The sequence below is a fragment of the Nocardia jiangsuensis genome (assembly GCF_042650385.1).
GTDB classification, from domain to species: domain Bacteria; phylum Actinomycetota; class Actinomycetes; order Mycobacteriales; family Mycobacteriaceae; genus Nocardia; species Nocardia jiangsuensis.
Genome location: NZ_JBHSAX010000013.1, coordinates 258,661 through 271,120 on the forward strand (window position 1 = coordinate 258,661; position 12,460 = coordinate 271,120).

Sequence of the window (12,460 nt, forward strand, 5' to 3'; positions counted from 1 at the left end):
CCGGATCAGCCCCCGTTCACGACGGCATACGCGAACCCGTCCCACCCCTTCGCCCCCACCGTCTGCACGATGGTCGCATCCAGCGACGGCTCGGCGGCGAGCAGCTCGACCAGCTCCCGCCCGGCCTGCACGGCGGGATCGTCGGACTTCTCGTCGGCGAGCCCGCCGTTGCGGACGACGTTGTCGACCACGATCGCCGACCCGGGCCGCGTCAACCGCAGCGCCCAGAGCACGTAGTTCGAGTTGTTCACCTTGTCCGCGTCGATGAAGACGAAGTCGAACGGCTCCGAATCCTCGTCGGCCAGGCCGGGCAGGTTGTCCAGCGCGGCCCCCACCCGGATGTCGACCCGATCGGCGACCCCCGCCCGCTCCAGGTTCTCCCGCGCCACCGCGGCGTGCTCCGGCTCGAACTCGAGCGTGACCACACGCCCGGCCGGCCCGACCGCCCGGGCCAGCCACAGCGTGCTGTACCCGCCGAGCGTGCCGATCTCCAGCACCCGGCGCGCGCCCGCGGTGCGGGCGAGCAGGTGCAGGAACTTGGCCTGCGGCGGCGACACATCGATGGCGGGCAGCCCGGCGGCGGCGTTGGCGTCGAGCGCTGCCGCCCCCGCCCCGTCCACCACCAGGTTGTCCACGATGTAGCGGTCCACCTCGGCCCATTGCGACGACGTCATGGGGGTCAGTCTGCCACCGCGGCTCAGAACAGGAAGTAGCGCTGCGCCATCGGCAGTTCGGTGGCGGGCTCCTCGGCCCAGACCTCGCCGTCGATGCGCACGGTGAAGGTGTCCGGCTCGACCTCGATGTGCGGCATGGCGTCGTTGAGCGGCATGTCGGCCTTGCCGCGGCGGCGCACGTCGGCGGTGGGCACGAGCCTGCGCCGCACGTCGATCTTCCCCGCGAGCCCGGCGGTGATGGCGTGCTCGCTGACGAAGTGCAGCGAGGTGGCGGCGGCGACCGGCGGTGCCGCGCCGAACATGGGGCGCGGCAGCACCGGCTGCGGGGTGGGAATGGAGGCGTTGGCGTCGCCCATGGCGGCCCAGGCGATGGCGCCGCCCTTGAGCACGGCGTGCGGCCGCACGCCGAAGAAGGCGGGCTCCCAGAGCACCAGGTCGGCCAGCTTGCCCACCTCGACCGAGCCGACCTCGTGGTCGAGGCCGTGCGCGACGGCCGGGCAGATCGTGTACTTGGCGATGTAGCGGCGCACCCGCAGGTTGTCGGCGGCGCCGTCGCCGGGCAGCGCGCCGCGGCGGCGCTTCATGACGTGCGCGGTCTGCCAGGTGCGCATGACCACCTCGCCGATCCGCCCCATGGCCTGCGAGTCGCTGCCGATCATGGAGATGGCGCCGAGATCGTGCAGCAGGTCCTCGGCGGCGATGGTCGAGGGCCGGATCCGGCTCTCCGCGAAGGCCAGATCCTCCGGGATGGAGGGGCTCAGGTGGTGGCACACCATGAGCATGTCCAGGTGTTCGTCCAGGGTGTTGACGGTGTGCGGGCGGGTGGGGTTGGTGGAGCTGGGCAGCACGTTCGGGTGCGAGGCGACGGTGATGATGTCCGGTGCGTGCCCGCCGCCCGCGCCCTCGGTGTGGTAGGCGTGGATGCCGCGCCCGGCGATGGCGGCCAGCGTGTCCTCGACGAACCCGGCCTCGTTCAGGGTGTCCGAGTGCAGCGCGACCTGGGCGCCGGAGGCGTCGGCGACGCGCAGGCAGGCGTCGATGGCGGCCGGGGTGGAGCCCCAGTCCTCGTGCAGCTTGAAACCGGCCGCGCCCGCGCGCAATTGCTCCCACATGGCCTCGGCGCTCACGGTATTGCCCTTGCCGAGCAGCACGACGTTCACCGGCCACGAATCGGTGGCCTCCAGCATCCGGGCCAGGTGCCAGGCGCCCGGCGTGACGGTGGTGGCCTTGCTGCCCTCGGCCGGGCCGGTGCCGCCGCCGATCAGCGTGGTGATGCCGCCGCCGAGCGCCTCCGGCAGCAGCTGCGGGCAGATGAGGTGCACGTGGCAGTCGATGGCGCCCGCGGTGAGGATGCGGCCGTTGCCCGCGATGATCTCGGTGCTCGGCCCGACCACCAGGTCCGGGTGCACGCCGGTCATGGTCTCCGGGTTGCCCGCCTTGCCGAGCGCGACGATCCGGCCGTCCCTGATCCCGACGTCGGCCTTGACGATGCCCCAGTGGTCGACCACGACGACGCCGGTGATCACGGTGTCCGGTGCGCCGTCGGCGCGAGTGGCGCGGGACTGCCCCATGGACTCGCGCAGCACCTTGCCACCGCCGAAGACCGCCTCGTCACCGGCCCGGCCGGGGCCGCCGCTCAGGTCGTCGGTGATCTCGATCAGCAGGTCGGTGTCGGCGAGCCGGATGCGGTCGCCGGTGGTGGGGCCGAAGAGCTGCGCGTAGCGCTCGCGTCCGAGTTCGCTCATCGGGGGCCGTCCAGGGGTCCGGGGGGAGTCAGGCTGATGCCGTGCACCTCGCGGCTGCCGCCGAGCGGAACCAGCGAGACCTGCTGCGGCAGGCCGGGTTCGAAGCGGACGGCGGTGCCCGCCGGGATGTCGAGGCGGTGCCCGTGCGCGGCGGCGCGGTCGAACTCCAGCGCGGCATTGGCCTGCGGGAAGTGCACGTGGCTGCCGACCTGGACCGGGCGGTCACCGGCGTTCAGCACGGTCAGCTCGATGCGCGCGGCGCCTGCGTTCAGCTCGATGCTGCCGTCGGCGCAGAGGTACTCGCCGGGGATCACGCCGCTCATCCGATCGGCCGGTGCACGGTGACCAGCTTGGTGCCGTCCGGGAAGGTGGCCTCCACCTGGACGTCGTGGATCATCTCCGGCACGCCGTCCATGACGTCGGCGCGGCCGAGCACGGTGCGCCCGGAGGTCATGAGCTCGGCGACGGTGCGGCCGTCCCTGGCGCCCTCGAGCACGTGGTCGGAGATCAGCGCGATCGCCTCCGGGTGGTTGAGCCGGAGCCCGCGGGCCTGCCTGCGGCGGGCCAGCTCGGCCGCGTAGCTCAACAGCAGCCGCTCCTGCTCGTGCGGCGAGAGACGCATCGGGGCTCCTGACCGGTCGAGGGGTGAACGAACGGTCATTCTGGCACGGCCGAACCCCGGCCGCCCGGCAAGATCAGCCGGCCAGGTTCTGCAGCCTGACCTGCCCGCGCGCCACCACCCGGTCCTGCTCGTCGGTGATCACCACCACCCACAGCTGCTGCGAGCGGCCGCGATGTATCGGCGTCGCCTCGCCGCGCAGCAGCCCCTCGCGCACCGCGCGCAGGAAGTCGGTGTTGTTGTTCACCCCGACGACGGTGCCGCGCTCACCGAACCAGACCCCGCCCGCGACGCTGGCGAGCGTCTCCACCACGGTGCAGTAGACACCGCCGTTCTGGATCCCGGCCGGCTGGTGCAGGCTCGGGGTGACGGTCCACTCGGCGCGCACCCGGTCCGGCGAGATCTCGGTATAGCGCAGTCCGATGAAGTCGGTGAAGTACCCCTTGTCGGCCTCGTTCATCAGTTCCGGGGTCAGGTCGGACAGGGAGAAGCCGGTGTCGGATGCGCTCATGTCCTCCACCTTTACACCACCGCCGGTCCGCTTCGAACGAAGGTATTGCGGACTTAGGTAAGCCTGCCCTATAGTCATAACCGGCGCTCGGATCGAGTGCAGATGGATCCGGTGAGTCCCGAGGGCTGCGGTGACCCCGATCCCGGTGTGGCGGGCTTCGTTTCGACGAAGCCCGCCGCTCCCTTCTTCTCAAAGTGCCCGGCCACCGGCAGCGGCTCCCCGTTCACCCGCAGATTCCCCAGTGCCGGCCCAGCCCGGCCGCCGCCTTGCCTGCCCAGGCGCCGCCGCCGTCGGAGATCCGGTCGTTCGCGGTGCAGCCGGTTCTGCGCCGGCCCCCGTCGACGTACGGCACCGGCCGCGCGGAACGCGGTGGTCGCGGCGGAATCGCCGGGGCGGGGACGGTGTACGTCGGAGCCGTCCGCAACCGTTGAACACTCCCCTCGCGACGCACGGTGCCACACCGCTCCCGCGGCAGAACTCGAGCCGCGGGAGCGAGCGCTGTCCGTGCGTCAGCGCACGAGGCAACCGATGCTGCGCCGCAGCGGAAGCCCGCGGCCTTCCAGCGCGTGCAGGAAACCGTGGCCGCGCCGGGCACCCAGCGCGGGGTCCGTCCCGGCCAGGGCGGGGACATAGGTCGCCGCCCCGGCGATGGACTCGCCGACCAACGCCCAGAACCGACGCGGCGTCAACCCTGCGCAACTGCTCAGCGCATCGAGCGCCAGCTCGAGCGCAGGCTCGCAGCGATGCGCCAGCCACAGGAACATGGCCTCCTCGCAGGGCAGCGCGAGCGCCCCGGACTCGCGGGCGATCCGATCCCCGTCCAGCACCCGGATGCTGGTGTCGGAGAGCCCGGCCCAGTCGATCCCGCCGTCGTTGTCGGTGTGGATCCACAGGTTCTCCAGCCCGGGATCCCAGGCCCGCCCATCCGCGACCAGCGCCGCCGTCACCCGCCCGACCACCGCGTGGATCAGCGCCGTCGCCACCACCTCGGCGGCGACCTCACTGCGCACCATCTCGGCGGCGTGCCGCCGGTACATGGCCTCGATCCGCCCCTCCCGCAGCCCGTCGGCCAGCCGCCACCACCGCCGCTTGCCCTGGTCGGCCATGGCGGCGACGGCGTAGACCCGCGGATGCTCCGGCTGCAGCGCGCGCAGCCGGTTGCCGACCCGGGCGAAGGCCTGCTCCGGCCGGCGCGGACTGCCGGGGCGCCAGTGCTCGAATCCGATCTCCCCGCGCCGGACAGCCGCATTCCGAAGACCGTCGGACAGGCAACGGTCGGACATGATCTCGGTCATCGGACCTCCTCGGCGCGAGCCCGGTGAGAACGGGGCTCCGGTAACGGGTGTAGCTCAAAGATAGGTTAGGCTTACCAGACTTGTCGGTACTTGCACCACCGTTGAAGCAGGAGAGAATTTTTGCCGTGACCGGACTCCCCTCGCTCGCACGGCGCCGCCGCACCGGTCTGCTGGTCCTGCTCGCCCTGCTCGCGGTCGCCGCGGTGGCCGGCGTCGCGGTCGGCACCCGCTTCCTCGACCCGCTCACCGTGTACCGCGCGGTCCGTGACGCGCTCACCTGCCCCGGGGGCCCGTTCAGCTGCCCGGCCGGCTCCACCGAGGCCGAGATCGTGCGCGGCCTCCGCTTCCCGCGCACGGTGCTCGCGCTCTTCGCCGGCTGCGCGCTGGGCGTCGCGGGCGCGCTGGTCCAGGGCTACACCCGCAACCCGCTGGCCGACGCCGGGCTGCTCGGGCTGAACGCGGGCGCCGCCTTCCTTGCCGCGCTCGCCGTCTACCTCTTCGCCTTCACCGCGCCGGAGCAGTACATCTGGTTCGCCTTCGCGGGCGCGCTGCTGGCCGGGCTCGCGGTCTTCGCCGCCTCGTCGGCGGGCGGGGCGAGCCCGCTCACCCTGGTCCTGGCAGGCGCGGCCATGACCGCCTTCCTGCAGGCCATGACGAATGCCGTTGTCCTGCTGGACGCCACCGCGCTGGACACCTACCGCTTCTGGGTGGTCGGCACCGTGGCGGGCCGGGACGCCGAGGTCTTCTGGCAGGTCGTCCCCTTCCTGCTGTTCGGGCTGGTCCTGGCCGCGGCCGCCGCGCCGGGGCTGAACCTGCTGAGCCTCGGCGACGAGGTCGCGCGCGGCTTGGGCGTGCACGTCACCAGGAACCGGGCGCTCGGCTTCGCCGCGGTGGTGGTGCTGTGCGGCGCGGCCACCGCGGCGGTCGGCCCCATCTCGTTCCTCGGGCTCGTCGTCCCGCACCTGGCGCGGGTCTTCACCGGGCCGGACTACCGGCTGCTGCTGCCCTGGTCCGGGCTGCTCGGCGCGCTGGTGCTGCTCACCGCCGACATCCTGGGCCGGGTGGTGGCCAGGCCGGGCGAACTCCAGGTCGGCGTCATGCTGGCCGCGGTCGGCGCGCCCTTCTTCGTCCTGCTGGTCCGGCGGCGGAAGCTGGTGAGCCTGTGAGCATCTCGGCCCCGCACGACCCGAAGCCGGCGAAGGAGAACCTGCGCGCGGTGCGCAGGCCGCTGCGCCCCCCCCGCTTCTCCACCGTGTTCCGGCCAGCCCTGCTGCTCACCGCGCTGGCGCTGACCCTGGTGCTCGTCGTGCTCTTCTGCGTGGATATCGCGGTCGGCGAGACCACACTGCCGCTGGGCCGGGTGCTCGACGTGCTGTCCGGCGGCGGCACCCGCTCGCAGCGCTTCATCGTGCTCGACTCCCGGCTGCCGCGGGCACTCACCGCGGTGGTGGTCGGCGCCGCGCTCGGGCTCGCCGGCGCACTCACCCAGTCGATCCTGCACAACCCGCTGGCCAGCCCGGACATCCTCGGCATCACCTCGGGCGCCGGCCTCGGCGCGGTGGCGGTGGTGGTCGGCACCGGGGGCGCGACCACCGGGCTGCTCTCCACGCTCGGCACCCCGCTGGCCGCACTGGCGGGCGGGCTGCTCACCGCCGTCGCCATCTACCTGCTCGCCTGGGGCCGCAGCGCCTCCGGCGAGCGCGGCGCCACCGGGCTGCGACTGGTGCTGATCGGGATCGGCGTCAATGCCTTCCTGCTCTCGGCGATCAGCTACATGCTGACCCGCGCCGACCTGGAGGAGGCGACAAGGGCCCAGCTCTGGCTCACCGGCTCGGTGAGCAATACCGACACCGGCAAGCTCGTCCCGGTCGCGGTGGTGACCGCCGTGCTGCTCGTGATCGCGGCCTGCTCCGCCCGCACCCTCGCGGTGCTCCGGATGGACGCCGAGACCACCCGCGGCCTCGGCGTCCGGATCCAGGCGCAGCAGGCGCTGCTGATCGGCACGGCGGTGCTGGCCGCGGCGATGGCCACCGCGGTGGCCGGGCCGATCGGCTTCGTCGCGCTGGCCGCGCCGCAGCTGGCCCGCAGGCTGCTGCGCACCCCGGGTGAGCCGGTGGTCGCCTCGGCGCTGCTCGGCGCGATCCTGGTGGTCGGCTCGGACATCGTCGCCCGCACCCTGATCCCGGTCGACCTGCCGGTCGGCATCGTGACGGCGGCGCTGGGCGGGCCGTTCCTGCTGTTGTTGCTCGTGCGGATGAATCGGAAGGCCACCGTCTCATGACCAGCGCTGAACACCACCTCACCGCGGAGGCGGTCACCCTCGGGTACGGCGATCGGGTGATCGTCGACGGGCTGAGCCTGGAGATCGCGCCCGGCGTCGTCACCACGGTGATCGGGCCGAACGGCTGCGGCAAGTCGACGCTGCTGCGCTCGCTCGGCCGGCTGCTCCGGCCCAGCGCCGGGCAGGTCGTGCTGGACGGCAAGGCCATCTCGGCCATGCGCACCAGGGACGTCGCGCGGATCGTCGGCATGCTGCCGCAGACCCCGATCGCGCCCGAGGGGCTCACCGTCGCCGACCTGGTCGCGCGCGGGCGGCACCCGCACCAGTCCTGGATCCAGCAGTGGTCGGCGGGCGACGAGGACGCGGTCGCCGTCGCGCTGGCCCAGACCGGCATCGCCGACCTGGCCGACCGCCCGCTCGACGAGCTCTCCGGCGGCCAGCGCCAGCGCGCCTGGATCTCCATGGCACTGGCCCAGGGCACCGACATCCTGCTGCTCGACGAGCCGACCACCTACCTCGACCTCGCGCACTCGCTGGAGGTGCTCGACCTGGTGGACCGGCTGCACGACGACTTCGGCCGCACCGTCGTCATGGTGCTGCACGACCTGAACCTGGCCATCCGCTACAGCGACCGGCTGGTGGTGATGGCCGACGGCCGGATCGTGGCGCAGGGCGCCCCGGCCGCGATCGTCACCCCCGAGCTGCTGCGCGAGGTGTTCCGGCTGGAGGCCACGGTGCTGGACGACCCGATGTCGGGGCGGCCGCTGGTCGTCCCGATCGGCGCCAGGCACGTGCACGGCAAGCCGGGCGCCGACGCTCCGGCGAAGGCCGACGCTCACCCCGGGTGATCGATCCCACATCAGTTATTCTTTGGTTACGACGCCCTGTAGTACGCCTTCGTGTCGTTGAGTCCCTAGAATCGAGGGATGGCAGGTCTGGGTGAACTCGAAAAAGCGGTCATGGACCAGTTGTGGTCGGCCGACGAACCGCAGACGGTACGGCAGGTGCACGAGGCATTGGCCGCGCGCCGCGAGCTCGCCTACACCACCGTGATGACGGTGCTGCAGCGGCTGGCGAAGAAGAACCTGGTCGTGCAGCGCCGGGACGACCGGGCGCACCGGTACGCCCCGGTGCACACCAGGGACGAGCTGGTGGCCAGCCTCATGGTCGACGCGCTGCAGCAGGCCGACGCCGCGGGCAGCCGCGCCGCCGCCCTCGTGCACTTCGTCGAGCAGGTCGGCCCGGACGAGGCGGACGCGCTGCGCGAGGCGCTGGCCAAACTCGAAGCCGCCGACCCGCCGCAGAACGAAACCGGGAACGACAGCACGCCGTCCCCGCAGTAGGCTCGACACCGGCCTCACAATGCCGTGAGCGTCCTGGTCCCACAACGCAGTGAGCTGAGTCGATGAACGCAACCGCGCCGGTCTTCGCCGGTCTCGCCTTGCTTCTCGCCGGGCCGGCCCCCGCCCTGCTCAGCCGGGCGAGCTGGCCCTACCGCGCGCCGCGGGCCGCCCTCGTGCTCTGGCAGGCCATCGCGCTCGCCGCCGTGCTCAGCGCCTTCGGCTCCGGGCTCGCCATCGCGAGCGAGCTGCTCGTCCCCGGCCCCGACGGCAGGCCGACCACCTCGCCCACCCGCGAGATCGACGCGCTCGGGTTCCCGCTCTGGGTCGCCTACATCACCGTCTTCGCGCTCACCCTGCTGGTCGGTGCGCGGCTCATCTGGGCAGCAGTCCGGGTCGGCGTGCACACCAGGCGCAGGCGATCGCGGCACCGCATGCTGGTCGACCTGCTCGACCAGAGCGGCGACACCCGTAGGGCCGCCGACATCCGGGTGCTGGCCGCCACCGAGCCGATCGCCTACTGCCTGCCCGGGCTGCGGCAGCGGGTGGTGCTCAGCGAGGGCACGCTGACCAACCTGGAGGACCCGGAGATCACCGCCATCGTCAGCCACGAGCGCTCGCACCTGCGGGCCAGGCACGACCTGGTGCTGGAGGCGTTCACCGCCGTGCACGAGGCCTTCCCCCGGGTGGTGCGCAGCAAGGCCGCGCTCGGGTCGGTGAAGCTGCTCATCGAACTGCTCGCCGACGACTCCGCGGTCAAGGTCACCGGCCCGACGCCGCTGGCCCGGGCCCTCGTGGCCTGCGCCAAATCCACCGCGCCGCAGGGCGCGCTCGCCGCGGGCGGCCCGACCACGCTGATCCGGATCCAGCGGCTAGCAGGCCCCGGCGGCGACCCGCGGATCGCGCTCGCCGCCTACCTCGGCTCGGCCGCCATTCTCGTGGTCCCGACGCTCGCCGTCGCGGTGCCCTGGCTGGTGGAGCTGAGCCGGCTCTTCCGCAGCTGATCGAGACTCGTACCACTCGGTTCGGCTTTTCCGACCATGATCGCCTATCCTGGGGGTTCCGGCCTGTCGCCGGGCCCGGATGCGATGCTCTTCCGCTACCGGCCCCGGACGCGCGAGCGAGCCGGGCCAGGGCCGCCGAGTGGCGGCATTCCCTGCGGGCGGACCATTCCGCGATATCTCGCGCCGGCCCGACGGGTGCGCAGCAGCACCCCCCGCATCACGCGACGACACCGCCGCGTGCTCTTCCGTGAAAGGTTCTTCGTGACCTCCCCCTCCCCTGCCGTGCCCACCTTCGCCGAGCTCGGCCTCCCGGCCGTGCTCGTGCAGGCCTTGCGGCGCGCGGGTTTCGACTCCCCGTTCCCGATCCAGGCCGCCGCCATCCCGGATGTGCTGGCCGGCCGGGACGTGCTCGGCCGCGGGCCGACCGGCTCCGGCAAGACCCTCGCCTTCGGGCTGCCGATGCTGGTGCGGCTCAGCGGTTCTCCCGCCAAGCCGGGCCGCCCGCGCGGCCTCGTCCTCGCCCCCACCCGTGAGCTGGCCGCGCAGATCGAGCGCGCGCTGGAGGAGCCCGCGCGCGCCCTCGGGCTCCGCGTCGCCTCCGTGGTCGGCGGCGCGCCGATCGGCAGGCAGTCCGCCCGGCTCGCCCGCGGCGTCGACCTGCTGGTCGCCACCCCCGGCCGGCTCGCCGACCTGATCAACCAGGGCGCGGCGAACCTCTCGGACGTGGCCGTCACCACCCTGGACGAGGCCGACCACATGGCCGACCTCGGCTTCCTGCCGCAGGTCACCAAGCTGCTGGACAAGACCCCGAAGAACGGGCAGCGGCTGCTCTTCTCGGCCACCCTCGACCGCGGCGTCGACAAGCTGGTGCAGCGTTACCTGACCGACCCGGTCACCCACTCCACCGCGCCCGCCGAGGCCGCCGTCTCCACCATGTCGCACCACCTGCTGGTGACCACCAAGGCGGACAAGCGGCAGGTGCTCGCCGAGATCGCCTCCCGCGAGGGCCTCACCATCCTGTTCGTGCGCACCAAGCACGGCGCCGACCGGCTGGCCAAGCAGCTGCGCGCCTCCGGCGTCGCGGCGGGCGCGCTGCACGGCGGCAAGGCGCAGAACAACCGGGTCCGCACCCTGGCGGCCTTCGCCGACGGCTCGGTCCCGGTGCTGGTCACCACCGACCTGGCGGCCCGCGGCATCCACGTGGACGGCATCTCGCTCGTCGTGCACGCCGACCCGCCCATCGAGCACAAGGCCTACCTGCACCGCGCCGGGCGCACCGCGCGCGCCGGTGAGGTCGGGGTCGTCGTCACGATCGCCATGGAGGAGGAGCGCTCCGACACGATCGCCATGACCCGCAAGGCCGGGCTCGACCTGAAGCCGACGCCGGTGCGGCCGGGCGACGCGACGCTGGTCCGGATCACCGATGCCCGCACCCCGAGCGGCATTCCGCTGCCGACCCCGGGAGCGCCCGCGCAGCAACAGGTTTCGGCCGATGGCGCGGCCGCAAGGGCGCCGCGGCGGCGCAATCGCGGTGGCGGCGGTGGCGGTGCTCGTCAGGGCGAGGCCGCGCGCGGCCAGCGCTCCGGCGCTCCCCGCCGCGAGCGCGCCGCCGGTGGCGAGCAGACCGCACGGCCGAGCACGGGCGGCGCACGGCAGGGCCAGCGGTCCGCCGGGGCGCAGGCCGAGCCGGGCACCCGCTCCGGCGGCAGCCGCACGGCGGGCGCCCGCACGCACGCGGGCGCCTCACGCGGCGGCGACACCCGGACCACGCCCCGGTCCGGCGAGCACGGTGGCGGCCGTCGCCGCGCCAGCCGGAGCGTCGGCGCCCCGTAGGCGTTCGCGCGGCGGCTCGCGGGCAGTGCTCCGGCGGCCGTCGGGACCCCCGGTCCCGTCGGCATCCTGCCCCGCGAGCCGCGGCGGCGCAGCGCGGCCGTCGCCTCGTCCGCGCCGCCCATCGCTCGGCGGGTGCCGCGGTCGCGGTCACCGGACACCCTCCTGCGCCTGCGCTGCCGAACACGCTGCACGCGACACGCCCGGATCTTCCGACACGCCGTGAAGGTCCGGGCACCGCGGCGGTTCCCCGCCGCACCGCGCGCCCGACCGCAATCACCGGGCAAACTATCCGGATGACCGGACACCCGGCGGCCGCCGTCGCCTGCGCACTCCTCGCCGCCCTGCTTTTCGCGGTGGCCGCGGTGACGCAGCAGCGCTCGGCCGCCGCCGTCCCCGAGGACCAGCCGCTGGTCTCCAGCCTGCTGCGCAACCCGCGCTGGCTGGCCGCCACCATCGGCGACGCGGGCGGCTACGCCCTCCAGGTGGTCGCGCTGACGCTCGGTGCCGTGCTCCTGGTGCAGCCGATCCTGGTCAGCGCATTGATCTTCGCGCTCCCGCTGGCCGCCCGGCTGGACCGGCGCCGGATCGACACCGGCTCGATGGTGGCCGCCGCCGCGCTCACCGTCGCGCTCGCGAGCTTCCTGATCATCGGCAAGCCGACCGACGCCGACGACATCGCCCCGACCAGGAACTGGCTGCTCCCCAGCATCGTCCTGCTCGCGCTGATCGCGCTCGCCGTGCTCTCCGCCCGCGCCGCCGAGACCACCCCCGCCGCCCGCGCCCTGCTGCTCGGCACCGCATCCGGCTCGCTCTACGGCTTCGCCGTCGCGCTCACCGACTCGACGATGGCCGGACTGCGCCACGGCATCCCGCACATCCTCACCGGCTGGCAGCTGTACGCCCTGATCGCGGCCGGGCTGCTCGGCGTCTACCTCCAGCAGCGCGCCTTCCAGGCGGGGCCGCTCTCCGCCTCGCTGCCCGCGCTCACCATCGCCGAACCCCTGGTCGCGGTGGTCTTCAGCCTCGCCGTGCTCGGCGAACGGCTGCGCGCGGGCCCGGTCGCGCTCGGGGTCTGCGCGATCGCGGTGGTGGTCATGCTGGTGACCACGCTCATCCTCTCCCGCTCGCAGGCACAGGCCGTCCCGGACCCGGCCTGAA

At 73.5% G+C, this 12,460-nt stretch carries 13 protein-coding genes; 7 read left to right on the top strand and 6 right to left on the bottom strand.

Annotated features, from left to right (window positions below):
- Positions 1–5 precede the first annotated feature (5 nt).
- From ACFO0B_RS12805 to ACFO0B_RS12830, 6 genes are all read right to left on the bottom strand, one after another.
- Positions 6–674: an O-methyltransferase gene (locus ACFO0B_RS12805; RefSeq protein WP_378612623.1), complete on the bottom strand. Its 669-nt coding sequence runs from the start codon at positions 672–674 to the stop codon at positions 6–8.
- Positions 675–697: 23 nt separating this feature from the next.
- Positions 698–2,419, bottom strand: a complete 1,722-nt coding sequence (locus ACFO0B_RS12810; protein ID WP_378612624.1) for an urease subunit alpha — start codon at positions 2,417–2,419, stop codon at positions 698–700.
- Complete coding sequence (locus tag ACFO0B_RS12815; protein ID WP_378612625.1) at positions 2,416–2,742, bottom strand: urease subunit beta; 327 nt, start codon at positions 2,740–2,742, stop codon at positions 2,416–2,418. Before ACFO0B_RS12815 ends, ACFO0B_RS12810 begins: the two co-directional genes overlap by 4 nt.
- A complete protein-coding gene (locus tag ACFO0B_RS12820; protein WP_378612626.1) occupies positions 2,739–3,041 on the bottom strand; it encodes an urease subunit gamma in 303 nt (100 codons plus the stop codon). The genes ACFO0B_RS12815 and ACFO0B_RS12820 overlap by 4 nt, the downstream gene beginning before the upstream one ends.
- Before the next feature lie 73 nt (positions 3,042–3,114).
- Positions 3,115–3,498 carry a PaaI family thioesterase gene (locus ACFO0B_RS12825; RefSeq protein ID WP_378612873.1) on the bottom strand — a complete coding sequence of 128 codons (384 nt, stop codon included), beginning with the start codon at positions 3,496–3,498 and terminating at the stop codon, positions 3,115–3,117.
- Positions 3,499–4,058: 560 nt separating this feature from the next.
- Positions 4,059–4,844 (bottom strand): hypothetical protein, encoded by a 786-nt coding sequence (locus ACFO0B_RS12830; RefSeq protein WP_378612627.1) that lies wholly within the window; start codon positions 4,842–4,844, stop codon positions 4,059–4,061.
- Between the two features lie 125 nt (positions 4,845–4,969).
- Here ACFO0B_RS12830 and ACFO0B_RS12835 point away from each other — a divergent pair, with 125 nt between their 5' ends.
- The 7 genes from ACFO0B_RS12835 to ACFO0B_RS12865 all read left to right on the top strand — a co-directional run bounded on the left by ACFO0B_RS12835 (position 4,970) and on the right by ACFO0B_RS12865 (position 12,459).
- Positions 4,970–6,010 carry a FecCD family ABC transporter permease gene (locus tag ACFO0B_RS12835; RefSeq protein ID WP_378612628.1) on the top strand — a complete coding sequence of 347 codons (1,041 nt, stop codon included), beginning with the start codon at positions 4,970–4,972 and terminating at the stop codon, positions 6,008–6,010.
- Positions 6,007–7,125, top strand: coding sequence for a FecCD family ABC transporter permease (locus ACFO0B_RS12840; protein WP_378612629.1), 1,119 nt, complete (start codon positions 6,007–6,009; stop codon positions 7,123–7,125). Before ACFO0B_RS12835 ends, ACFO0B_RS12840 begins: the two co-directional genes overlap by 4 nt.
- Positions 7,122–7,973: an ABC transporter ATP-binding protein gene (locus ACFO0B_RS12845; protein WP_378612630.1), complete on the top strand. Its 852-nt coding sequence runs from the start codon at positions 7,122–7,124 to the stop codon at positions 7,971–7,973. Before ACFO0B_RS12840 ends, ACFO0B_RS12845 begins: the two co-directional genes overlap by 4 nt.
- 78 nt (positions 7,974–8,051) lie before the next feature.
- Entirely contained in the window at positions 8,052–8,468 is a 417-nt protein-coding gene (locus ACFO0B_RS12850; RefSeq protein ID WP_378612631.1) for a BlaI/MecI/CopY family transcriptional regulator, read from the top strand.
- Positions 8,469–8,530: 62 nt separating this feature from the next.
- Positions 8,531–9,469 carry a M56 family metallopeptidase gene (locus tag ACFO0B_RS12855; protein WP_378612632.1) on the top strand — a complete coding sequence of 313 codons (939 nt, stop codon included), beginning with the start codon at positions 8,531–8,533 and terminating at the stop codon, positions 9,467–9,469.
- Positions 9,470–9,730: 261 nt separating this feature from the next.
- Positions 9,731–11,302 (top strand): DEAD/DEAH box helicase, encoded by a 1,572-nt coding sequence (locus tag ACFO0B_RS12860; RefSeq protein ID WP_378612633.1) that lies wholly within the window; start codon positions 9,731–9,733, stop codon positions 11,300–11,302.
- A gap of 293 nt (positions 11,303–11,595) precedes the next feature.
- Complete coding sequence (locus tag ACFO0B_RS12865; protein WP_378612634.1) at positions 11,596–12,459, top strand: DMT family transporter; 864 nt, start codon at positions 11,596–11,598, stop codon at positions 12,457–12,459.
- The last annotated feature ends 1 nt before the right edge of the window (position 12,460 follow it).